23 protein-coding genes are annotated in these 24699 nt (G+C 36.4%); 4 read left to right on the top strand and 19 right to left on the bottom strand.

Translation table 11 applies throughout. From position 1 onward, the window contains the following. Nucleotides 1-546: 546 nt before the first annotated feature. From LF887_RS06110 to LF887_RS06065, 10 genes are all read right to left on the bottom strand, one after another. Nucleotides 547-966 (bottom strand): hypothetical protein, encoded by a 420-nt coding sequence (locus LF887_RS06110; protein WP_236857948.1) that lies wholly within the window; start codon nucleotides 964-966, stop codon nucleotides 547-549. Then, entirely contained in the window at nucleotides 959-2326 is a 1368-nt protein-coding gene (locus tag LF887_RS06105) for a glycoside hydrolase family 19 protein (RefSeq protein ID WP_236857947.1), read from the bottom strand. Before LF887_RS06105 ends, LF887_RS06110 begins: the two co-directional genes overlap by 8 nt. Next, nucleotides 2314-3018, bottom strand: a complete 705-nt coding sequence (locus LF887_RS06100) for a hypothetical protein (RefSeq protein WP_236857946.1) — start codon at nucleotides 3016-3018, stop codon at nucleotides 2314-2316. The genes LF887_RS06105 and LF887_RS06100 overlap by 13 nt, the downstream gene beginning before the upstream one ends. Nucleotides 3019-3020: 2 nt before the next feature. Further along, nucleotides 3021-4820 (bottom strand): phospholipase effector Tle1 domain-containing protein, encoded by a 1800-nt coding sequence (locus LF887_RS06095; RefSeq protein ID WP_236857945.1) that lies wholly within the window; start codon nucleotides 4818-4820, stop codon nucleotides 3021-3023. 10 nt (nucleotides 4821-4830) lie between these two features. After that, entirely contained in the window at nucleotides 4831-5913 is a 1083-nt protein-coding gene (locus LF887_RS06090; RefSeq protein WP_236857944.1) for a DUF2931 family protein, read from the bottom strand. A gap of 78 nt (nucleotides 5914-5991) precedes the next feature. Then, nucleotides 5992-6357 (bottom strand): hypothetical protein, encoded by a 366-nt coding sequence (locus tag LF887_RS06085; protein ID WP_236857943.1) that lies wholly within the window; start codon nucleotides 6355-6357, stop codon nucleotides 5992-5994. Between the two features lie 74 nt (nucleotides 6358-6431). Beyond that, nucleotides 6432-8291 (bottom strand): type VI secretion system Vgr family protein, encoded by a 1860-nt coding sequence (locus LF887_RS06080; RefSeq protein ID WP_236857942.1) that lies wholly within the window; start codon nucleotides 8289-8291, stop codon nucleotides 6432-6434. A gap of 253 nt (nucleotides 8292-8544) precedes the next feature. Beyond that, on the bottom strand, nucleotides 8545-8952 hold the full coding sequence (gene tssD / locus LF887_RS06075) for a type VI secretion system tube protein TssD (RefSeq protein WP_236857941.1): 408 nt from the start codon (nucleotides 8950-8952) through the stop codon (nucleotides 8545-8547). Between the two features lie 202 nt (nucleotides 8953-9154). Then, on the bottom strand, nucleotides 9155-9850 hold the full coding sequence (locus tag LF887_RS06070; RefSeq protein ID WP_236857940.1) for a VIT family protein: 696 nt from the start codon (nucleotides 9848-9850) through the stop codon (nucleotides 9155-9157). An 82-nt stretch (nucleotides 9851-9932) separates the two neighbouring features. Further along, nucleotides 9933-10679 carry a polysaccharide deacetylase family protein gene (locus tag LF887_RS06065; protein WP_236857939.1) on the bottom strand — a complete coding sequence of 249 codons (747 nt, stop codon included), beginning with the start codon at nucleotides 10677-10679 and terminating at the stop codon, nucleotides 9933-9935. 239 nt (nucleotides 10680-10918) lie between these two features. Here LF887_RS06065 and lgt point away from each other — a divergent pair, with 239 nt between their 5' ends. Continuing rightward, nucleotides 10919-11755 carry a prolipoprotein diacylglyceryl transferase gene (gene lgt, locus LF887_RS06060; RefSeq protein ID WP_236857938.1) on the top strand — a complete coding sequence of 279 codons (837 nt, stop codon included), beginning with the start codon at nucleotides 10919-10921 and terminating at the stop codon, nucleotides 11753-11755. 79 nt (nucleotides 11756-11834) lie between these two features. Here lgt and LF887_RS06055 read toward each other — a convergent pair whose 3' ends face one another. Beyond that, nucleotides 11835-12590 (bottom strand): SDR family oxidoreductase, encoded by a 756-nt coding sequence (locus LF887_RS06055; RefSeq protein WP_236857937.1) that lies wholly within the window; start codon nucleotides 12588-12590, stop codon nucleotides 11835-11837. A gap of 726 nt (nucleotides 12591-13316) precedes the next feature. Here LF887_RS06055 and LF887_RS06050 point away from each other — a divergent pair. Next, complete coding sequence (locus LF887_RS06050) at nucleotides 13317-13739, top strand: cold shock domain-containing protein (RefSeq protein WP_236857936.1); 423 nt, start codon at nucleotides 13317-13319, stop codon at nucleotides 13737-13739. Nucleotides 13740-13840: 101 nt separating this feature from the next. Here the strand turns inward: LF887_RS06050 and LF887_RS06045 are convergent, their stop codons facing one another. The 7 genes from LF887_RS06045 to queG form a co-directional block, all read right to left on the bottom strand. Beyond that, the gene (locus LF887_RS06045) at nucleotides 13841-15283 is read right to left on the bottom strand and encodes a TolC family protein (protein WP_236857933.1); all 1443 of its coding nucleotides are present in this window, start codon (nucleotides 15281-15283) and stop codon (nucleotides 13841-13843) included. After that, nucleotides 15264-18386 carry an efflux RND transporter permease subunit gene (locus tag LF887_RS06040; RefSeq protein WP_236857931.1) on the bottom strand — a complete coding sequence of 1041 codons (3123 nt, stop codon included), beginning with the start codon at nucleotides 18384-18386 and terminating at the stop codon, nucleotides 15264-15266. Before LF887_RS06040 ends, LF887_RS06045 begins: the two co-directional genes overlap by 20 nt. 28 nt (nucleotides 18387-18414) lie before the next feature. Continuing rightward, entirely contained in the window at nucleotides 18415-19503 is a 1089-nt protein-coding gene (locus LF887_RS06035; protein WP_236857930.1) for an efflux RND transporter periplasmic adaptor subunit, read from the bottom strand. Nucleotides 19504-19563: 60 nt separating this feature from the next. Continuing rightward, nucleotides 19564-19896: a hypothetical protein gene (locus LF887_RS06030; protein WP_236857928.1), complete on the bottom strand. Its 333-nt coding sequence runs from the start codon at nucleotides 19894-19896 to the stop codon at nucleotides 19564-19566. 111 nt (nucleotides 19897-20007) lie between these two features. Beyond that, nucleotides 20008-20460, bottom strand: a complete 453-nt coding sequence (locus LF887_RS06025) for an SRPBCC family protein (protein ID WP_236857926.1) — start codon at nucleotides 20458-20460, stop codon at nucleotides 20008-20010. A 251-nt stretch (nucleotides 20461-20711) separates the two neighbouring features. Beyond that, on the bottom strand, nucleotides 20712-21401 hold the full coding sequence (locus LF887_RS06020; protein ID WP_236857925.1) for a TIGR02117 family protein: 690 nt from the start codon (nucleotides 21399-21401) through the stop codon (nucleotides 20712-20714). Nucleotides 21402-21760: 359 nt separating this feature from the next. Beyond that, nucleotides 21761-22699: a tRNA epoxyqueuosine(34) reductase QueG gene (gene queG / locus LF887_RS06015; RefSeq protein ID WP_236857920.1), complete on the bottom strand. Its 939-nt coding sequence runs from the start codon at nucleotides 22697-22699 to the stop codon at nucleotides 21761-21763. A 159-nt stretch (nucleotides 22700-22858) separates the two neighbouring features. Between queG and LF887_RS06010 the strand changes: the two genes are divergently transcribed. After that, a complete protein-coding gene (locus LF887_RS06010; protein WP_236857919.1) occupies nucleotides 22859-23158 on the top strand; it encodes a rhodanese-like domain-containing protein in 300 nt (99 codons plus the stop codon). A 24-nt stretch (nucleotides 23159-23182) separates the two neighbouring features. Continuing rightward, nucleotides 23183-23803 carry a hypothetical protein gene (locus LF887_RS06005; RefSeq protein ID WP_236857918.1) on the top strand — a complete coding sequence of 207 codons (621 nt, stop codon included), beginning with the start codon at nucleotides 23183-23185 and terminating at the stop codon, nucleotides 23801-23803. Nucleotides 23804-23923: 120 nt separating this feature from the next. Here the strand turns inward: LF887_RS06005 and LF887_RS06000 are convergent, their stop codons facing one another. Beyond that, on the bottom strand, nucleotides 23924-24694 hold the full coding sequence (locus tag LF887_RS06000; protein WP_236857917.1) for an alpha/beta fold hydrolase: 771 nt from the start codon (nucleotides 24692-24694) through the stop codon (nucleotides 23924-23926). Nucleotides 24695-24699 lie beyond the last annotated feature (5 nt).

Genomic DNA, 24699 nt, shown 5'->3' with positions numbered 1-24699 from the left:
CCATGTATTGCTAATAGCAATACATCTTCAACTTTATCTTTTTCCTCATTTTCTGAACGCTTCTCTTCCATTTTTTGGTTATTGGCGGCCTTTATCTGGTCACTATCCTGCGCAGCAGCCTGACTTTTAACTTCTGGAATGGATAAACCTGTATCTTTATCTAACCGATCATAGTAATGAATGTTTTAAATGATAATTGCTATTCTTCGTGGTAAAAAATTTTAAAATTCAGCCAACTAAATGTAAATAACTACCAATCATCAACTTAAAAGTAATAAGTTTTATTCTCAGTTTTAAATTAATCTGGTAATGTAAAAGCTGTACTTCTATTTCTTCTTTTAATAATAGGGATCATTCTTATTGAAAATGTAATGCGGGAAACTGAAGACTTTTCCTTTTACAAAACAATGAATATTTTTTCTTGAAAATGTAAACTACTCTATTTCAAACATGAACAATATTTTATTTCAGAATAAGTGTGCTATAATCTATCAATTATCATATTATTGCTTCATCTATTTTTGGAAATAAAATTCTGTTTAAAATTTATTCAAGATTTTTTTTTGAACATTTTATTAAATATTTTTTATTATCCAATATCTTATTCCGAGAATTATCAAATTTTTCTTCCTTAACCAGATGAATATACATATCATTACATTCCTTAAAATGTACATATGGATTCATGGAATTTCCAGAATTTTGGATAGAAATTGTATCATTAGAAAACATAGCGCTTATACCTTCACTGAAATCCAAATACATTATCTTATCTTCCTTAGAAATAGTGACAATTCCCTTATTCTTTTTTATTTTACCCATACTAAAAATAAAACTATTATCGTTGCCTATTTTTAGATTGAGTCTGCACTTAGGCTCAATAGAATTATATATCCCCATTATGTTTTGAGAATAGCTAAAATTAGAGGTTAAAGAAAATATAAGTAATAACAATAGCTTAATCATCAAATTTTTTGATTTTGGCCTTATTATTTTTACCCCATTTAAGATTTTTAATTCCGCTTGTTTCATAGGTATAAATAGCTATAGGTTTTAATTTATTGGTTTTACATTTCTCTTCGATCTTCATTAATTTAATAATCGATTTTACATTACTTTTTCTGTGATCAAAACCATTTAATCCTCCGTTTATTCTAACGGAAATAAAAATGAGATCGTCTTTATCAGCATAATTTCCAAGTTGTCTATCATCCCAAAACCAAGCAGCCGAATCACAGGTATAGGTCAAATCATTTGCAACAACTTCTGGTGTGTCAATCAGTTCTTTTTTACCAATATGCTTAAAGTATTTTTCATACGTGTCTTTCCATGTCAATTGTATCAGGCCTTTCCCTTTATACTTTGGTCCATAACCTTTAACATTATGTCCATGTTTTATACATTCATTATATCTGTTGTAAGCTCTTTGAATTTGTTTTATTTCCTGAGCATTAAACTTCTTATGAAGTTCGGAATTTAATTTTTTATCTTTTTTATAATTAACATAAGGTTTAAAACTTTCATATCCCTCTTGATGGGTGGAATGATCATAATCCCAACCAGAAGCATATTCCATTGTTGTATTAAGCCTATCAGATTCTGTTTCAATCTGTGCAAGAAAGTGAGCTTTTCTAAGACATGTATTGATATTATTATCTTTCATAGCTTTATTTAAAGCATCTGTAAAAACCTTGTATGTTTTCATCTCATCAGGTAATGGACAGTTTTTAGCGCTAAATAATTTTTTAGATTTATAAAACGATTTAATATCTTCCTCTGTAAACTCTTTTTCGCAGTAACATTTTTCATCATCTTTCTCCTTGGGTACAGGAGCACCCTTTGCGTCAACACTCTCCGGCACGTTGATCTGTCCGGAAGTTACAAACTCTATCTTTCCATTCTCAGGTGGTATATTCCCTGGCATTTTGCCTGTTCCCGGTAATGTCGATTTTTTTAATAACACATAATGATCCTGCACTTTAGCGGTCCCAAAATCCTGCCATTCTGTGAGGGATATCATCTGAAAACCATCATAAAAGGTAAAGTTGGGAATCTGTTTTTCCACAATGGTTCCGGTAAGCTTTCCTTGTGTGGTAGGTACATCATTTAAAACTTTAAATTCACCCAAATGAGCATTGAATTTTATTTTTGCCCCATGTATTGCTAATAGCAATCCATCTTCAACTTTATCTTTTTCCTCATTTTCTGCACGCTTCTTCTCCATTTTTTGACTATTGTCAGCCTTTATCTGATCACTATCCTGCGCAGTAACCTGACTTTGAGTTTCTGGAATGGGAGCTTTCGTATCTTTATCTAACCTATCCATAATAATGAATGTTTTAAATGCATATTATCTTTTTTGATTTCCATAAATCCTTCCTCATAATGATCTCCTTTGAATACAAATAATCCTCTGAAATGATCAATCTCTGTTGGATCCGGATTTTCAGGAGAAATTATTAAAGTCATTGTCTCTCCGTCTTTTACAGGAGTCATTATTTCCGTAAATCCATCAGGAGATTCTCTCTTTCTCTTAGTATCAAATGACTGTAATAAGCCATTAAAAAGCAATCCAAACATATTATAACCTCCCAGAAAATCGATAAGCCTGTTTTCATCTTCAAGTACATTACTGATTTGACTGAAATAGTTATCTATGACCTCTCCTTTATGGGTTTCTGAAAGTCTTGCAGCGATCTTCATCCATCTTAACCGAAGGAACTGAAGATTATTAACTTCAAGAATATTTCCATCTTTATCAACGGTTAATTCCACCTCATCAAACAAATAACTGATTTGTTTTAAAAATTTCCCCATTGCATTATCATCGTTTGAAAAATTGAAATCAACGACTAAAACATGATATTTAAAATGTCCTTTTTCATTTCCTAAATAATAGATCTCAGCTATTCTTACATATTTTTTTTCGGTAAGATAAAACAGATTTTTCTGTTCTGTAACAATCGTTTCCAGCCTATATGTTTTCTGATGAAGGTTCTTTAATATCTCCGGTACCATTCTTAATATATTCTTCTCTGATAATCATCGTTGGGGTCCATTCCCATCCAGTCTCTATTGGCAGACCAATGAAGATATTCATTTCTTATCGTTCTTAATAAACTTTGCCATCTATTGCCGTATATATTGACAGCGGGAATATTCATCACCTGATTGCCATCTTTATCAGCTGTCACACTAGGATATTCAACGGGAGCTTCCGCCCTCATTTTATCATATTCCTTTTCTAAATCTTCATCACTTCTGAATGCCCATGAGTCTTTACTGTCAAAAACATATTCGTGTAACCTTCTTTTAGCAGCCGGCAGGTGCTCATCATGCTCTATAGAATAGGTAGCTTCTGTTTTTGTTATAATCTTATGATCATAAAGCCTCAGCCCTTGTTCTTCCATAAAATGCAGTGGAATATAGCTGTACTCTTTTCGCAAAAATCGGGTTCCGGTAATTTTACGATATACATTTCCGAACGTTAAAATATTGAGAACTGTATTGTTGATTTCAATCTGATCATCATTAAACCAATGTTGATCAATTAAATCCTGCATTCGTTTTTTTAAAGCCCACAGTGGCTTGTGGTTGGAAGTTTCAATTTCATCTACTATTTCCATTCCATTTTCATAAGCTCCTCCGATGTCACAGTGAACCCCCGGAAATTCTTTTTCAATACTTCCCGGAAATCTGGTCAGCGAAAAGTTTTCACGATGTTCATCTGTTGCAGTAAAATGAACCGCTTTAAAATAAGAACCAGGATTTTTTAACTGCAGTTGTTCCACATCATCACCAAAATTGTGCTTAGGTCCTAATGCAGAATGCACCATCCCTCTATATCCTACTCTTTCCAGGGTTCCCATATCTCCGAATTCTTCATAAGATGAAACAGTTTCATAAACTCCTATAAAACGGACATCCAGCATCAGGTTTTCAAGTTGTTCCGGAGATAAGATTTTCTTACTTAAAAGATAATATCCCAAAAAGCCGAATTTTGGCAGCTTACCATTTATAAGATATTTGGGGTCTACTTCAATTTTGTCTTTATCTATCCAGATATCTCCATATTCAGGAACCATAACCGGGCCTTCATGAGCGTAGGATCCTACTTCTTTATACCCTACAATTTTCCTTGTTTTTTTTATTTCAACATCTTGGGCTCTCTTGTTGCCATTGATTTCATACACAAAATTTCTGGCAGCCGCCGCACCACGGCTGAACCCAAAAGCATCTATGGTGATTTTTGTTAATTTCTTTTTTGAACCAGCCTGCTTTATAAGTACCTTAATTCTATCTGCTATTTTTTCGCAACCTTTTCTCACTTTCCCACGTACTCCTGATTCACCGGAACCATACTGAAAACCATCATCAACATCCCTGCTGTTATTTAATGTACCAATCCCCTCTATATAAACTCCGTAATTGATCTGTTCACAACATTGATACATCCTTGCTACGTTGGTATAATCATTACTGAAACTATTATCAACCCCCTGACTATCTAACCACCCTCTATGGCTTCCTTTGAGATAACGGTCATATTCTGAATCTTTTTCAGAGATGTCACTGCTTTTCAAATCATCAAACTCTTCTTCCTGCTTTTCTCTTGTTTTTTTTATCGCTTCTTCTTTTGCCAGTATCTGATCTTTGGTATCCGTACTTTTTATTTTATTTTTGCCATCCCTGTATTTTTCTCTCAACGCTGTGTTTGTGAGATTATTTAAGGTACCATCGAAAAAAACGCCTATTTCCAGATTCAGTTCATCTATAGGAGGAACAGCATTACCTGTATTATACACCAATGTTTTTCCCATAATTTCCGTTTTAGAAAATTTCTACTTTATCTGCTTTTATAAAAGCTGTTTTACCATTCTCACCTCTCAGCTGTACCGTAAAATAACTGTTTGCTTCGTTTACCTTAATCACAATATAAGCTTTAGCTGAATCAGTATTTTCTCCAAATACAGTTTTAAAGGCATCAAAACTTGACTTTTCATTGAGATCACAATTGGCTCCATATTCTTTATTATCACTGCCAATAAAATCAAAAACTATTCTTGTAGGCATTGCTCTTTCTGCATTTTGAGCCACAGAAATTTCTGAAGCATCAAGTTGTTCTATTTCTCCATTAATCATATTGATCCCAACATCTGTTAAAGGGTTGAGCTTTGCTTTTTCCGGAAGTTCAAAAACAGGCTTCCAGCTATACCGTATTCTATAGGTATCCCAAATCCCAAATGGAATAGGTTTTCCTTTATTTTCTTCCCGTATTTTTTCAGGAATCACTTTGCCATTGTTAAATACCTCATCGAGATAATCTTTTCGCCAAAAACGGTTTTCATGGCTGTCCAGTTTGGCAATTTCTGATTCCGGAATCGTTATTTTCTTTCCCTGATACCTCCCTACTTCTTTCTGAACGCCAACACCGGCGACCCAGATCACAACAACTCCACCGGGAGCCATTCCTACGCCAATTTTATCATAATTTAAATGTTCAGTTTCCCCACTTCCGTTAGTAACTTTTACATCATATCCTTTGCTGAAATATGCTCTTAATTTATTGGTATCCACAGGGGTATCAATCAAATAAAACTGGTTTTCGATGTAAGACATCCAGATAAAATCCAAACGGCTAGGAAGGCTTTTAAAACCATTACCCATTCCATTATTTATAGCTCCCCAGGTATTTCCGCCGGGAATGATCCCAAAAGCCAGTCCAACCCACTCTCCTCCTTCACATTCCATTCCTCCCTTATATACTTCCATCGGATATCCTGAAGGAGCAGAAGTTCCCTCAGTCCATTCATATTTTGTCATTGTTTTTATTTTTTGATGGTCTTTCTTTTCCTGACACGAGATCTGAACAAAGAATAATAAGCTTAATAAATATTGTATTGATCGGTTCATTGTTTAAAAAAATTATTCTTTAATATCTTACTATAGCTGAGCTTGTTTTTTAATTTATTTTCCTTTTTCTTACAAGTACTAAGCGTCTGATTGCTTATGCCGCCTTTTAATTAGATTAACCGCAATTAAAATGATCAGAAAGGACAAAATCAATGAAATCAGCAGATATAAATCATTGTTTATACCGGATTTTTCTTTTCCTGAGACATTCAAACCCATAGTTAACAAAGCAAAAAAATAGACCATATTATAAATGTATATTGACGTTCTAACTTTAAGCTTTTTAAATTTATCTATTACTAAAAACACTACCAAGGACACTATTATCGATGCCACAGACGGTATTAAAATTTCTATTGGGATCATTCCAAAATCTGCTCCGTCCTCATTTAAAACTTTTGCCATCAGCATCATGATCAATACATTCAAAATTGTATTACTCATAAAAATACCTAAACATATTATATACTTCATTGGCAGCGAAGGTTAATTTTAATTTCTGAATTCATACTACCATTTTACCCTTTGTTCACTTTAGCATCTATTTTACCAAGCATTTTGGCAACGCCGGAACTCTGTAATAAAATATCACCATTTTTTGCCTTATGGGTTGTTGTAGAAGTTGTCTCTTTAAGATCTCCTGTAATATTGATCGTTTTATTTTCATTCACTGTCTGCGTATAGTTCTTTGAATTAAACCGATGATTATTGATAATATCAATGGAATTATCATTCCCTACACTGGTCTTCATATCCTTACCTACGTTAATTGAAAGATTTTCTCCCGCATTAAAGGTCATATTTTTAGGGGCTGTAACTATAATATTACCCGATCCATCCATAAAATAGTTATTACCGCTTGGGTCTATAATATTGACACTGCCTTCTGTATCATTCATTAAGATACGGATTCCGCTGCGGGTCTGTATGGATTTCAGGTGATTATCCACTCCACCGCCCAGGCCGGTTCCTCCATGAAACATTCCGCCCATTACAAAGGGACGGTCGGGATGGTTGTGTACAAAACCTACCATCACCTGATCTCCCACTTCGGGTATTGCTACATATCCTCTGTTTTGAGTGATCTGATCTGTTCCTCCTGCATCAGGAGACATCATCCGGATGAAATTTGTGGTATCATGTAACTGCCAGTCAAATCTTACAGTCACTCTTCCCTGCCCCAGCGGATCGGTATTGGATATTACGGTTGCAATTTGGGGCTGTGCAATAGGCAAGGTAAAATCCGGGGTCGGAATGTATCCTGTATCCGAAGCAATAGCTTCAAATCTTCCCGAATAACGTCCCAGAGCATCTACCTCGTGAATAACTTCCGTCATCATCAGTTTGGTAAAATAAGACGTTTTATTGGTATCTGTTTTCCGCATATTGATGTCAGCAACGCATCCTGGATATAAAAAAGGAATCGTAGTTCCTCCCGAAACGGTAAAAACCTCCACAGCTTTACTTCCCGCTGTACTCGTCTGAGAAATGACCACGTCCATATCAGTGGCAGCTTTTATTGGAGCTACCTGCAGTGATGGGGTTTTAAATATTCCGTCATTATTTTTATAAGCAGTTTGTGCAAGGTTTCCTACATGTTTTATAGGGGTTTCTCCGGAAGTAAGTTTAGCATTAGAACTGCTGTTATATCCATAGAACTGAGGTTTTATGTGTACAGCTTTTAATTCGACAGTGATATCAGTAACATTACTTCCGTAGACCAGTTCCAGTGATTTATTCTGAGGAGGCATATTCCCGAAGTGAAGCACTTCCCCATCATAATAAAACTGTTCACCATAAGCTTCTGCCATTCTGCAGAGATAGTTGTAATGGGTTTCGTTATACTGTGCACTGTAAAGGATCTGAGAGGAAGCTTTCGCGTTGATTTTAACATCAAACTTACTGTTTTCTATTCCTTGCTTAATAACATTGGTGGCAATAATCCCCATATTCACGGGCTGATCTCCACCAAAACTTTGTGTATGCGGGGCTGCATCCAATAAAATGGTAGGGCTGTATCCCTTTAAAACAATATTTCCAAGGCTGTGATTTTCCTGGCTGAATCCTACTTTTGTAATGACTCCAACAAAAGTTCTTTCCGGGCTACCTTCTACATCTTTATATTTAAATACTACTGTTAAACGTTTTCCCAAAAACTGCTGAGCCTCTTCCAGGTCATGATTTTGTACACCGTCGAGGGTATCATGTGCCAATGTAAGTTCAAAATCATGATGTCTTTTTACACTCTGATGCAGACGGAAGTATTTGAAGTGCTTTATCATTTTGCCCTCAATCACGATATCCATCTTCACCACACGGTTAATTCCCGGAATATGATTCTCCGAAATCTTTTCGGAATTCGAGATATTTTTATTCATATTATGCAAGGTGTTTGGTAAGATCTTTATTTTCCTTAAAAAACTAAAAATAACAGACCTTTCTATAAAGTTATAAATTTTTCACAACATATAATTCACTTTCATTAGCTTTATTTCAAAAATAACATTGATTTAATAAAGAGAATTATTCTACCTGGAACGGTATGATCAGAGACAAAAAAACAGAACAGCATCCCAATACCGGATGTACCATTCTGTTTTGATGTTATTTGATTTTCTAAGGAATCAGATCTTATACTGAAGGCCATCCTCCGTCGTAAGCAGAGTTTCCAAGATCAATTTGTTCCGCACTTACAACAAAACTGATGTACATACTGTTTTCATCTACGGCATCGAAATCTACTTCGTGCTGGATGACATAACCGTTTTGCCATTTTAATGTTGTTAAAGTTCCTTCTTCGTGAGACTTGTTGAAGGTAACCTCACCTACTGTTGGTTTGTATTTTCCATTTAGAAGGCTTTCCAGAATATCTGATTTTTCTGTAGCTTCTACGGTTATTTTGATAAGAGCATTGGAAGGATCTGATGCTACACGTCCTGAAACATCTGTAGATCTTGCTACGCTATAATTCAGCTTTAATAATTTCTGCCCTTCACCGTTGTTGAATTTTAAGATTCCTCTTGAATTTCTTTCTGCCATGATCGTAAATTTTAATCGTTAATATCTTGTGATTTGTTGTTGGTTATGTCACCAAATTTAGAAGTATTTACGATACTAAAATGATAATCAGGCATAAAAATGAAAAAGTGTAGTAATTCTACTACTAACACCTGTTAGGATAATTATTATTTGTAAATCAAAAACTTAGCATAAAAAAAAGAATATATAACCAATAAAAAAGTCACCCGACATTTACTCCAAAAACATGTCCTACAAAGGCAGTAATTCCCATAGCTACGGTTCCCCAGAAACATATCCTTAATACTGCAATCTTAATGCTGGACCCTCCGGTTTTTGCTGAAATGGCTCCCAGAAGCATTAGGAAAATGATAGAAAAACCATACTGAAAGTAAACCATCTGTTGGATAGGCGCCAAAAGTGAAACGGTAAACGGCAGCAAAGCTCCGACTGCAAACGAGCCAAATGAAGCTATAGCAGCCTGTAAAGGTTTTGCCTGTGTTATTTCATTAATGCCTAGTTCGTCCCGTGCATGGGCTCCCAATGCATCATGTTCTGTAAGTTCAACAGCAACCTGCATTGCGGTTTCTTTGCTGCATCCTCTTTTCTCATAAATTTTGGCAAGTTCTCTGAGCTCTATTGCAGGCATCTCTTCAAGTTCACGTTTTTCACGTGACAAATCTGCCTTTTCTGTATCTTCCTGTGAACTTACAGAAACGTATTCCCCTGCTGCCATAGACATGGCCCCGGCAATCATTCCGGCTAAGGCAGCAAGAATAATAATATCACGTTCCGGCTGTGCAGCGGCTACTCCTATTACAATGCTTGTTGTGGATAATAAGCCGTCGTTCGCTCCCAATACCGCTGCCCGAAGCCAGCCTACTCTGTTTACATAATGTTTTTCCAGCTTATGATGCATAATGAGAATTGTATTTGATTCCTAAACTCATGTTAAAGTTATCAAATCTTTTTTCAAGAATCATTTTAAATTACCCTCAGTCTTATTGCGGATAAAACCTCATCTGTTCAAAAATATAGTTGGGATTTGCTCTCAGCAGATCAATCAGCTGCTTAAGTTCAGATTCTTCCCAGGCTTTCTGAAACATTTCATCATGGATGAGCATCACCACATTATTTTTGGTAAATATTTTATCAGAAGTACACAGTTTCTGCACTGCGGTATACATCTCATTGACAGTTTGTACAGGAGTTCCATCTGAAGGACGGTGCTGCCATTCCACATCCCAGCCTACCACTTTAAAACCAAGATCTGCCAACTGATCTGCGGTCTTGATCCCATTGGTAACATCATTTTTTGATCTTCCTCCCAGACGCCACATATTTCGTCCCGGAAGACGTACAATTTTATAGGGTAATTTTAATATCGTCTGATTATACAGAATATCTTTTACCGATTTATCTGCATCATTATAAAAGGCTTCATAATGGTCATTAGCGTGGGTAAAACTATGGTTATATTCATCTATATAAGGATTCTGATCATAGTATTTAGCATAAGTATCCATCTGTTTATCTTTTACAACATGCTCGCCTACCATAAAAACACTGATCTTGATTTTTTCTTTTAAAATGATATCATTGATATTCTCGCTTCCATTAAGCGGGCCATCATCAAAAGTAAGATAGATATAGCATTTATCTGATGGTATTGCATTCACTTTCTGTGAATACAAAGCATTATTCATTATTAAAAAAATTCCGATAATGGTTCTAATAAACTTATTCATAATGTGTGATCTACTTACAAATATAATAAGGATTTCAGAATCTGGAATGTTAAACATCTGTTTCCCCTGTCACTTTTTCTGATAATGACTTTAAGATAAATTGCAGAGTATATCTCACGCTGCTGAATTTTGACTGTATGATTAGAAAAACAAATTCATAACACACTATTAACCAGTATTTAAAAACTCTAACCTGAGTTATCCTACCTGGAAATTCCTATTTTCTTATCTTTGCAGCAATGAATTTATTATACATCAATTGGGACATCAATCCCGAAATCGTCAATATTTTAGGAATTCCATTAAAATATTACGGACTATTATTCCTTGCAGGTCTTGTTTTATGTTTAAATATTTTAAAGAAGATTTACAAAAAGGAAAATCTAAGCTCACAGGCACATGAAGCTCTGTTTTCTTATGCACTTATAGGGATTCTAGTGGGAGCCAGACTGGGACACTGTATTTTCTACGACTTTGATTATTATTCCCAACATCCTGTTGAAATACTTCTACCTATTCAGAAAGGGCTGGACGGAGCGTATCATTTTACTGGTTTTGCAGGACTGGCAAGCCATGGCGGCGGTATAGGGCTTGTGATCATGCTTCTTTTGTATTCCAGAAAATTTTCTATCCCATTCATGACAGTCCTGGATGCCATTGCTATTGTACTTCCTTTAGGCGGTACTTTTATAAGGCTGGCCAACCTGATGAATTCGGAAATCATAGGGGTTCCTACCAATGTTCCATGGGCATTTGTATTCCGGCAGGTAGATGATCTTCCGAGACATCCTGCCCAGCTTTATGAGGCAATTTCCTATATTATTATCTTCTTCCTTATTTATTTTATGTACAGGAAGAATATTTTCAAAATTGGGAAAGGGTTTTATTTTGGGATCAGTATTCTTTTGATTTTCATCATGCGGATTCTGATTGAATTTATCAAAGTAGATCAGGCTGACTTTGAACGCGGAATGAGCCTGAACATGGGACAACTTCTAAGTATTCCTTTTGTTCTTCTCGGATTGTTCTTTATCATTAAAAATATATTGGAAAAAGGAAAAATGAAGACTTCATAATCCCCTTTTATCTTTTCATTATAACAAACTCACTGAAAATTATTTCAGTGAGTTTGTTTTTAATAGGGTTATTTAAAAATTATCTTGTCGTATATCCTCCGTTGGCAAAAATAGTCTGTCCGGTTATCCACCAGCCGTCAGTAACCAAAAATTCGACCAGTGGAGCAATGTCTTTGATGTCTGTAAGACCTCCCAACGCTGAGGCTGATTTGTGGTAAGCTACTGCATCTTCCGTTTCCTGTCCATAGAAGAACGGAGTATCCATTGGGCCCGGTGCCACAGCTGTTACAGAAATTCCTCTCGCCCCAAATTCTTTGGAAGCAGCTCTTGTGAAATGCTCCACCGGTGCTTTTGCTCCTGCATAGGTGGAATACAAACCTGTATAAGCAGCTAATAATGAAGTAACAATTGTACAGATCTTCCCATTGTCATTCAGTTTTTTACCGGCTTCCTGCAAAAAGAAGTAAGCTGACTTTGAGTTCACATTGAACATGGTGTCATATTCAGCTTCTGTAGTTTCAGCAAAAGGCTTTTTCAATACCATTCCTACGGTGTTGATGGCAATATCGATTCCTCCAAAACGGGAGACTGTTTCATCAAAAAACTTCGTAAGATTTTCAACTTTTGTAAGGTCACCCTGAAATAAAAACGCTTCTGCTCCCAATGCCTTAACTTCTTCCAGGGTTTTTTCACTCTCAGTTTTTGAACTTTCGCTATTATAGTGTACTGCCAATTTTGCTCCTTTTGCTGCAAAACTCCTGCTTAATAATCCACCCAGATTTTTACCGCCTCCGGCAATTAAAACAACTTTTCCCTTTACATTTTGTGCTGACATTATATTTATTTTTAAATGTTAATAGAGCAAAGATGGATAATAAAAGCCTCCTCAACATGGTGAAATTTTCGGAAGTTATCCTAAAATTTAAGATGATACGTCAGAAATATTATAGTTTATCTCTCAATTCGACATGACTCATCTAAAATTTATATAAACACGCATTTTTCAATATACTCCTATTTACCAACCAGATACGGGATGCAGGATAATTTTACTATTAAACATATTATAAATTATCCAACTTTAGGCACAACATTTGATACTTTCACACCCGTATGATACACCACTTCATTCTATAATATATTTTTTTTCATAATCCCCAGCATGCTGGGGATTTTTTATGGAGTTTTCAAAAAAGCTTTATGCTCGCTACATTCGGCTGGCAGAGTGTTTTTCTAAATCTATGCAAAAAAACTATTTCTGATAATCAATCATTTAAATGGGCATTATTCATTTTATTGTTGTATATTTGTACGTTAGTAACAGTAGTCACTACTTTTTGTTTTCTGTAACGACCAGAATATCTTTTTATTCAGTCTTTGCTTTTTGAGCAGGCATATTTTTAACTTTTATTCTTCTATTAAGAACAATACTTATCGGAATTTTAAAGGTCTGTATGATTGAGAAAATCCAAAACAGAAAACATAGGTGGGCTTTATAAGGTCTAGAATAGACCAGATTGAACTAATATAATTTATAGAAACTAAATACTAAAAATAATTTATGGCAGATTCTTTTTCTAAAAAGGAAAATTTCAAGAAAAAAATTCAAAAGCAAAAAGAAAAAGCGCTAAGACGCGAAGAACGTAAAACGAACAACAACAAGGGAATGGATGACGTGTTCATGTATGTAGATGAATTCGGAAGATTAACATCTACTCCACCTGAACAAAGACAGGAAGTGAACATTGAAGAAATTCAGTTGGGCGCAGCTCCAATCATTGACGAAGATCCGAGAAAACTGGGAATCATAACTTTCCACAGTGAAAAAGGATACGGTTTCATTACTGAAGATGTCACGAAAGAGAATATCTTCTTCCACAATAACAACTGTGCAGAAATGGTAAAAAAAGGAAACAAAGTATCTTTTGAAAAAGAAAAGTCTCCTAAAGGATTCTCTGCAGTTAACATCCAGATTGTTAAATAATACTTTGATCTATAAACACATTCTGTAGCATACAGATGCGTTTTAAACAATACAAAAAGCCACCTTTTTCAGGTGGCTTTTATCATTCTAAAAAGTAAGAATCAGTCCAGTTTTCCGCCCAGTGCCTTAAACAGCAGAACGTTATTTCTGGTATTCTGATGCCGGAATTGCAGTAAATCCAATTCGGCAGTCAGCTTGCTCTTCTGAGAATTGATCAGCTCAAAATAATTCGCATATCCTGTCAGATACAGATCATTGGAAACTTCAACACCGCGATCCAGAAAACCTACTTCCTCAGATTTCAGTTTCAAAACCTTTTCGTAGATTCTGGTCTGTTTTAAAATAGACTGCAATTCATTAAAAGCAGTAGTAATGCTCTTCTGATAATTTAAGAAGGCAATTTCCTGTTCTTTATCCGCCACTTTGAACTCATGCTTCAATTGTCCTTTGTTGAAAACTGGAACCATTAATCCACCCAATAACTGGCCTGCCAATGAACTTGGTCTGAATAATGTTTCAACGGAGAAAGCATTCAGCCCAATACCGGCACCCAGATCAATTTTTGGATAGAAAGCCGCTCTTGCAGCCTTTGCATCCGCGTGGGAAGCTTCCAAAACATAATAGTTAGATGCTACATCAGGTCTGGAATGAATAACGGCTTCTATATTAATGGTTTTATTTAAAACATCCATATTAGTAGGCATCAGTATTTTCCCACGCTTTACATCTCCGCCATAGCTTCCTGTGAGCGTCATTATTGCCTGCTCCACGGTAACAATCTCGACTTTGATATGTTCAATTTCTGCCAGCCAGTTATTGTTCTGAGCTTTAAACTGCTGTACCGCAAGTTCAGTAGCTTTTCCTACTTCGCGCTGTGCCAGGACAATTTCAAATGCCCTCTGCTGAAGATTATAATTTTTCTGATAAATGGCCAGACGATTGTCTAAAGCGACCAGCTGATAATACAAATTGGCAATATCTGTGAAAAGTTCTACCTGAAGCAGCCTCAGCCCTTCTGTAGAAGCCAGAAATTTCTTTTGTGCAGCGATCTTTTTATTTTTCAGCTTACCCCAGGCATCAATTTCCCAACTGCTTCTTGCTCCCACCCAGTAATTGGGTGTAAAATCTCTGTTGATCTTCTGTTGTTCTGTAATATTGGGAGAAAGATTGGTATCATAGTTTCCCACTCCTTCCATGGTATATTTACCATATCGGTTACCGGATATCTCAGTCCCTACTTCCAGTGAAGGCAAAAGGTCCATTTTGGAGCGCTGCAGGAAACTGTTGGCAATATCTACTCTTTGCTGTGCAATCTGAAAATCCGGATTAGCCTGTATCACTTTATCAAAAAGTTCAAGTAAATAGGCGTCTGTAAAATAAGCTTTCAGATTAAGCTGCCGGAATTCTTCTGAACCCACATTTTTAACAGGAGTTTCTGGCAAAGTCTGGGCTTTTTTCAAATCTGCAACCTGTGGAACAGCGCATGAGACTAAGCTCAATGCTGCAATTCCGTATATTATATTTCTATGATTTAATCTTTTCATCTTTCTTCTTATTTTCAAGTTTCGCAAAGAATATATACAGTCCCGGAATAACGATCAATCCGAAGATTGTACCTATCAGCATTCCTCCTGCAGCGGCTGTACCGATGGAACGGTTTCCTACCGCTCCTGCCCCCGATGCAATACACAGAGGAATAAGTCCTGCAACGAATGCAAAAGAAGTCATCAGAATAGGTCTCAGACGCTGTCTTGCTCCTTCAATAGCTGCCTGAACGATATCAAACCCCTGTTTGTTTCTGGCTACTGCAAATTCTACGATAAGAATGGCATTTTTAGCCAATAGCCCGATCAGCATGACCAGGGCAACCTGTGCATAAATATTATTATCAAGTCCTGCGAGCACCAAAGCGATATAAGAGCCGAAGATTCCCGTAGGAAGGCTTAGTAATACAGGCATTGGAAGAAGGAAACTTTCATATTGAGCTGCCAGTAAAAGATATACAAACAACAGACAGATCAGGAAAATGTAAACAGTCTGATTTCCTGACAGGATTTCTTCTCTGGTCATCCCCGACCATTCAATATCAAAACCCCGCGGAAGTACTTCCTTTGACACTCGCTCCACTGCTGCAATGGCATCTCCTGAACTGTATCCGTCCGCAGGTTCCCCATTGATCATGGCAGACATATACATATTATATCTGGTTAATACTTCAGGGCCATATACTTTTTCAATGGTAATAAATGTAGAGAACGGAACCATTTCTCCTTTATCGTTTTTTAAATATAAATTAAGAATACTTTCCGGGGTATCTCTATGTTCCGGACTTGCCTGAACCATTACTTTATACATCTGGCTGAAACGGATGAAATTGGTAGCGTAATAAGAACCCAGCATGGTTTGTAAAGTAGACATAGCATTATCTACAGATATTCCTTTCTTCGCTGCCATATCGTAATCTACATTGATCATGTATTGCGGGAAAGTGGCATCAAAACTGGTAAAGTTATTTTTTAACTCAGGGGCCTCATTCAGCTTTTTCACAAAATCCTTAGTGATCTTATCTGTATTCTCAATAGTTCCTCCGGTTCTGTCCAGCAAACGCAGTTCAAAACCACTTGTATTTCCGAATCCGGGAACAGTTGGAGGGGCAAAGATTTCAATCTGGGCATCTGAAATACCTTTTGTCTTTTCTGAAAGTTCTGCAATCAGATCATTGACTGAAATATCTCTTTCTTTCCAGTTTTTAAGGTTGATCATAGCCATTCCGTAAGATGATCCAGCGATTTCTGTTACAATACTGTATCCGGCAAGTGTGGTTACATTTTCTACACCTTTTATTTTATTTGCAATTACAGTAACTTCATCCAGTACCTTTTCTGTTCTTTCAACAGTAGCTCCCTGCGGAGTTGTAACGCTCACATACACCATCCCCTGGTCTTCCATCGGGATAAATCCGGTGGGAAGAAACTTACTGGTCAGAAACGTTAACGCAACAAATAAAAACAAAAGACCAAAGGTAACGGTAGTTCTGGTTGCAAATTTTGATAAAATGCCAACATAACCATTTGTTAACCGGTCAAAACCTATATTAAAACTTTTGAAGAACCTGTCTACAATTGTTTTCTTTTTATGATGATTATGAGGTTTTAAAATAATAGCACAAAGTGCGGGAGTGAGCGTCAATGCATTTACTCCTGAAATAACAATACTTATTGCCAGTGTTAATGAAAACTGGCGGTAAAAGACCCCCACAGGACCATCAAGAAAGGCTACCGGAATAAATACGGCAGACATAACAATGGTAATAGCCACTACTGCGCCTGCAATTTCTTTAGTAGCACTGATGGTAGCATCCATTGCATTCATTCCTTCTTCCATTTTAACATGAACTGCTTCTACGACGACAATGGCATTATCTACTACAATTCCGATGGCGAGAACCAAAGCAAAAAGCGTTAACAGGTTTACTGAGAAGTCCAGCATATTCATGAAGGTGAAAGTTCCTATAAGTGCTACGGGGACTGCCAAAACAGGAATTAACGTGGACCGCCAGTCCTGAAGGAATAGAAATACTACAATCCCTACCAGAATAAAGGCTTCAATAAGGGTTGTCAATACAGCACTGATGGATGCATCCAGAAATCGTGAAACATCATAGGCCATATTATATTCCATTCCCGGAGGAAAAGAAGATCCTTTCAGTTCTTCCATTTTTGTTTTTACACTTTCGATAACTTCGGACGCATTGGAACCCGGGCGCTGTTTCATCATAATAGATGCAGAAGGTCTTCCGTCTGTTTTGGAAACCATTCCGTAGTTCATGGCTCCGAATTCTACTTTAGCAATATCTTTAAGCTTTAAGATCGTTCCATCTACATCAGACCTGATGGGAATTTCTTCGTATTGCTTTGGTTCAAAAAACTTTCCTTTATACTTGATTACATACTGGAGCTGGCTTGAAGTTTTTCCTGAGGTTTCGCCTACTTTTCCGGGAGCTGCTGAAATATTCTGCTTTTGCAGGGAGGCAATCACTTCATCTGCTGAAATATTGTAGGCAGCCATCTTCTGCGGGTCCAGCCATACTCTCATAGAATATTCTTTCTGCCCCATGATTTCGGCACGTCCTACTCCATCAATACGTTTCAGCTCCTGAAGGACATTGATATCTGTAAAGTTGTAGATAAACTGCTCATCCTGGCTTGGATCCGTACTGGTGATGTTAAGATACATCAGCATACTGTTGACCTCCTTTTCTGTTGTTACCCCTGCACGAATGACCTCTTCCGGAAGTTCATCAAGAATTGTTGTCACTCTGTTCTGAACGTTTACTGCTGCTACATCCGGGTCTGTTCCCACTTCAAAGAAAACCTGAATAAGGGTAAGTCCGTCATTAGAAGTTACTGTAGACATATACGTCATTCCGGGAACTCCATTAATTGCCCTTTCCAGAGGAAGCGCCACCGCATTGGCAGACACTTCCGCATTGGCTCCTGTATATTTTGCCGTAACAGTTACAGAAGGCGGTACGATGTCCGGAAACTGTGTGATAGGCATTTTCAGGAGTGCCATAATTCCCAGGAGTACAAATACTATGGAAATAACCAACGAAAGAACCTTTCGTCTTATAAACATTTCTACCATTGTAAATTGATTTAAAGATTATGAAAGGTTAATATTTCTTTTTGATTTTGACCATATCTCCGTCTTTCAGAGACTGAGTCCCTTCATACACGATTAAATCACCTTTTTTAAGCCCGCTTTCCACCATATAAGAATCTCTTAAGGTTGTTCCGATCTTAATACTGGTCATTTTTACTTTATTCTTTTTATCAACTACAAAAACATAGGTTTTATCCTGAATGGAAAATGTAGATTTTTGCGGGATAAGAACTGCATTATTCTGCTGTTCGGAAATAATAAGTTTTCCGGACGTCCCATGCTTGATTAGATGATCAGGGTTTGGAAAAAGCACTTTATACCGGATAGAGCCTGTTGCTCTGTCAATTTCACCTTCTGCCGTTTTTAATGCACCATTAAACTGATAATTCACTCCGTTAGGCAGCGTCAGTTCAATTTTTTGATGATTCCCGATCTTATCGTTGGCCAAAAGCTCAAAGTATAGGTTTTCAGGAATTGAGAAGTAGGCATACACTTCATTAAGCTGGGATAATGTGGTCAGTAATGTTCCGTTTTCTACCAGACTTCCTTCTTTATGAGGAATAACATCAATCACTCCATCAAAAGGTGCGGTAATTCTTGTAAAACTTATTTTCTGAAGGACTGTTCTTTTTTCGGCATCGGCAAAAGAGTGCTTTGCCTGGGCAGAGGAAAGTTTTGCTTTTACCAGTTCCAGTTCATTATTGGCTACAAATTTTTTAGCATGAAGACTCTGGATCTGTTTCAGTTCTACTTCTGCAATCCTTACATCAGCCTGTGTTTGCTTCAGCGCAGCATTAGCTTTAAGAAGTTCCATTTGCAGCTCGGCATCATTGATTTTAAATAAGGCTTGCCCCTGATGTACAAACTGCCCCTCGTTCACATAAATATGGTGTATGATACCTCCTATTCTGGAACGCATTTCTACATTCTTTTTAGCTTGAATATCAGTAACAAACTGGTTACTCACCAGAGTATCTTTTTCTTTGATTTCAAGGACGGGAACTTCTTTATCTTTCTGATTGTTTTCTTTCTTGTCTTTACTGCATGACGCAGCGAATAATATTGCAAGAATGCAAATTATTACGTTTTTATAATACATTTTTAAATGTTTAAGTTATAAGATTTCCGTTAAAGCGATTTGGTTTTCAGAAACTTAAACTTAATACAGTTGAAGAAGATGGAGAAAAGATTTGACCCCGCAAATAATAGACAGGGCAATGACAGGAAGCTTAATTTTAGGAATATGATTTAAAATTCCTGAGAAATTCCCGGCAGCAAGATCGTCTTTGCGAAATGAATGTTTTACAATTTTAGAAGCCGCAGGCAATGCATGCGTATTCATATCCGCCTCCTCATAAACATCCAGCAGATGAATATTATTGACATGGGGTACATGAGGTATATCCTGCAATGATGCTTCTGCCCAATTCGAATTGAATAGGGAAAAAACCAGGATGATATAAAATAAGAAAAATGACCTCAGACTTGTCATGTCAATCAGAACGCGTTAGTTTTTTAGTAAAAACAATAGTTCTGCAAAAGTAAGGATTTTTAGCCGGGATCCTATGCCACGATTGTTAAAAAAACTTAAAAGATAAGTGTCTTAAAATAATTTTCTCAACACCTTGAAACGATAATCAAAAATATGCTCTAATTTCTTTCTCACAAAAAGATGATGCGCAATTTCGCCCAGAAACCCCATAGGAAGTTCATAATCAATTGTATCTTTCATTAATACTCCATCCTTATTGGTAATAAATTCATGGTGGTGGTTCCATAGTTTATAGGGGCCCTTTTTCTGGAAATCAATGAAACTTTTCTGAAAATCTACATGGGTAATTTCTGTCTGCCACTTCATTTTAATACCGAATAACGGAGAAACGTAATAATCAATAAGCATCCCTTTATAGATCTCATCTTCTTTCATTTCTGTCAAAACAATAAATCCCATATCTTTCGGTGTAATCTCTGAAAGATTGTTGGCTGAGGAGAAAAATTTCCAGGCAGTTTCTATATCACAGTTGAGCTGCTGTTCTCTTACAAGACGGTGCTTCATAAAAATGCTTTTTATATTAAAAAAAGAGGTATCGATCTTTCATATAATAATTCTGAAAATAGGGTACTGCAAAATAGCGATTATATATTAAGATACCCAATTATGTCACTACCGTAAATGACAGATTCTTTCGTTTTTTTAAGTACTGGAAAAAAATGATTGGCTCCTCAATGAAGTCTCATCCTTTTAATTGGGACAGATCAGTTGCGTGTTCCTTTTCAACTATTTCAGCAAAAGAAACTTTTCTTCTTTCACTGTGATTTATAATGCTGGAAAATTCCAAAATCTGAAGGGGTCCAGAGTGCTGCTTTCTGCCCTGCTGCTTTTAAAGCGTTATTGGACCAGGTATTACAGGTGTAAAGAAAACTATAGGTTCCCTTAGCATCGTAAAAGGCATCATTATCACTATAAACAGCATTGGTGGGAATAAGTATAAAATTTCCGTTCTGATCTCTGTCAAATTTATCTTCTACATACTTTACAAGACTCTCATATTGTCCTCTGCTGATCATGATCATCTTACAGTCTTCTCCTTCTTTCATCGTTTTATAATAAGTACAGTGCATAGCCGAATCACTCATCCAGAACGCTGCTTTTACAGCGGTAGAGAATTTCAGGTCAGCCCACGTTGGGGTATCCAGATAAAATCCTTTATCACCCCATCCGATTCCTATGTAATTATAGTCTGTTTTTTTAGATGCTGTATTGCCAAAAGGTATCTTCAGACTCCAGTCGTGAAGGTCATTTTTCACGGGCATTACAATATCCGTATGCACCCCGTTGGTATAAATATAGATTGGAATTTCTTTCTTCTGTCCGTCATCTTTGGCAGAGACCGTGATGAAAGGAAGCCCGAGCCCGAGCAAAACATAAATAAGCACTATTCCCAGGATAATTCCCAAGCCTTTCAGTATATATATCAGTATTATTTTCACAGTCATGTTTTTTAATAAAATTTAATCTTCATTTTTTTGTAAAAGTATTTGTTTTAATCGAAAAAATGGCTAAATTTATTTACGAAATATTCACAAATATGCGTAAAAACATCAAATCCCAAAAAAGATTTAAAGTAAGAGTAAAAACTGCTCCAAAAAGAATACAAAAAAAACGTTGATTTTCGGTGAGATCTGATCTCCTGAAGGTCAATTTTTCTTTTTAGGAAAGGCTTTTAAGAAACTTATCAGGAAAAAATCTTTACCTCCTTAAAACAAAAAACTTAAGGAATGGTCGATTGTCAGCTTTAGTTTGGAAGTCATAGAAATTCCAAAAAGGGAATCGTCACCAAAATTGTAAGCTAAAATCATTCTAAAGACTTCTCCAAAAACTCAATATTCCTTTTTAAGCCTGCAAATTTTGTTCTTTTCACGGGGGATTTTCTAAAGATTTCAGAGAAAATTTCCTGAGTCAGTTCTTTCCATTCTCCTTTTTTGAAGTTTTTGAGCGCTTCATTCGGGGTAAAACGGCTTTCTTTGTTAGGTGAAGAAAAGCGGTTCCAAGGGCATACATCCTGGCAAATATCACAACCGAACATCCAGTCTTCCATTTTATCTTTAAAATGATCCGGAATTTCGTTCTTCAATTCTATCGTAGCATATGAAATGCAGCGGCTTCCATCAATTATTTTTTCAGAAACGATAGCATCTGTAGGGCACGCATCAATGCATTTTCTGCACGTTCCGCAATGGTCAGTTGTTTCATGATCAGGAATCAGTTGTAGCTCACAGATAATTTCAGCCAGAAAATAAAATGATCCATTCTGTTTTGTAATAAGGTTGGCATTTTTTCCTACCCATCCTATTCCTGATTTTTTTGCCCATGCGCGTTCCAGAACCGGAGCAGAGTCTACAAAAACCCTGAAACCAAACTCCCCTATTTCCTCCTGCAGCTCAGCTACCATCTCACGGAGAATTTCTTTAATCACTTCGTGATAATCCTCTGCGTAAGCATATTTTGAGATTTTAAAATTCTCCAGTATTGATATTTTTTCTTCAGGGAAATAGTTGTACGACAATGAAATAACAGACCTGGCCCCTTCTACCAAAAGCCTCGGATCAAGTCTTTTATCAAAATGATTCTCCATATACTTCATTTCACCATTGAAGTTATTTTTAAGCCATTTTTCAAGACGGGGCGCCTCTTCTTCCAAAAAATCAGCCTTGGAAATACCACAACTTTGAAAGCCAAAACTTTTTGCTTTGGATTTTATGAGTTGAGAATATTTTTCGGCATTTGTATTCATAATTTCAGATTGCAAAATTAAGATTATTTTATCAATCTTCCGATTTTCAGCAGGTGTTCTATGCTTCTTCTTTTCTTAAAAATTATGTTTTAATTAAGATTTTTTTCAAAAAAAAATTGCGTAATTTCGTTCATAATTTAAATTTCAAAATAAACCACTATGTCTTTAATAGAAGTAATACAATCTGGAAACTATGAATTGATCGACGTTCGTGAGCCAATGGAGCTTGAAATGGACGGAAATATAGAAGGTGCTAAGAATATTCCACTTGGTGAAGTAGAAGACAGACAGGATGAAATTCTCTCTATCAAAAAACCGGTAATCTTATTCTGCAGAAGTGGAAACAGGAGTGGCAAAGCTTTAGAATACCTTACTTCTCAAGGATTAAAAGATGGCTATAACGGCGGCGGATGGGCTGAGCTGAAGGCTACTCTAGAAGCAAACAGAGGAACTTTTTAAAAGTTCCTTTTTTTATATCTTTTGATGATGAATCTGAGTAATCGATTTGAGGAGCTTTGTTTTCCATTGACAAAAAATCAGGAGTTCATAAGCCGTTTATGGAAAGAGATTGAGAAAAAATATACCGAAAAAGGCAGGCATTATCATAATCTTCTCCATCTTGAAAATATGTTTCGGGAACTGGAAAAAGTGAAAGACAATATTTCAGATTTTACAGCACTTTCCTTCGCTGTATTTTATCATGACATTGTTTATGACACTTCTTCTAAATCCAATGAGGAGAAAAGTGCGGTAAGAGCAGAGAAAAGGCTTACAGAATTGGGGTTACATCAAAATGAAACCGCATTGGTTTCAACTGAAATTCTCGCTACAAAATCCCACCAGAAATCCGAAAGTATGGATATCAATTACCTTCTGGATGCTGATCTCTCTGTCCTGGGAAAAGATTGGGAAATTTATCACAATTACACTCAAAATATCCGAAAAGAATATTCTGTTTACCCCGATTTTCTTTATAAACCGGGACGAAAAAAAGTACTTAACTACTTCCTTGAACTTGAAAGCATTTTTAAAACAGACTATTTTAAGGAAAGGTACGAGCTTCAGGCAAAGGAAAATATAACGGCTGAACTTCGTTTGCTGTAACTGAATGCGAAACTGCCGGTATTGTATTATGATATTAATTCTCATAATATTATCCGAAAAATAAAAGAGCGATCTGACGTGAGATCGCTCTTTGCTTTATTTTAAAATATAATTTTTGTACTATGAATTTTTCCTGATAAACTCTGCAGATTTCTCAAGTACCAGCTCAGAAGCCTCTTTGTGTGGAGTATGCCCAATATTAGGAATGATATATTTTTCAGCACTTCCGCTTACCTGCGTAATGGTTTTTTCAACCTGATCCAATGTACCGTACTCATCTGCATCTCCCTGAATAAATAACAACGGACAGGTAATATCTTTCAGAAGATATTCTATATTCCAGCTTCTGTAATCATCACGGGTCCAGGTTTCCGTCCAGGCTTTAAAAAGCATTTCTACCTTATCGCCATGATATTTCTGTAAACGTTCTGGAAGATTAGTTGTTTTATAAGCTTCCCAGGCATCATATACCCCCTTTAATGTTACTTCTTCCACGAAAATATGTCCTGCTTCACAAATTACAGCAGCTATTCTTTCCGGATATTTAGCAGCAGTAATAAGCGCAATTGTTCCTCCGTCGCTGTGCCCAAAAAGAATAGCATTGTTAATATTAAGTTCCGCCAACAGATCATTCAGTACATCAGCCTCCATCTCCATATAGTTAACCGGTCTTTCATGAATAGGCATAGGATATGATTTTCCGTATCCCAGGCGGTCATAAGAAAGAACATTGCATTGTGTGGTTTCAGATAGCTTAACAGGCAAATCCCTCCAAAGCTGTACCGACCCAAGCGAATCATGCAGAAAAACAAGAGTAGGTCTGTTTTCTAATGAACTGCTGTATTCAACATATAATTTTTTACCTTTTATATCAATTATTCTTCCTTCCATCGGGT

This window comes from Chryseobacterium sp. MEBOG06 (assembly GCF_021869765.1).
Lineage (GTDB): Bacteria > Bacteroidota > Bacteroidia > Flavobacteriales > Weeksellaceae > Chryseobacterium.
This window is presented reverse-complemented; position numbering and strand designations above follow the sequence as displayed.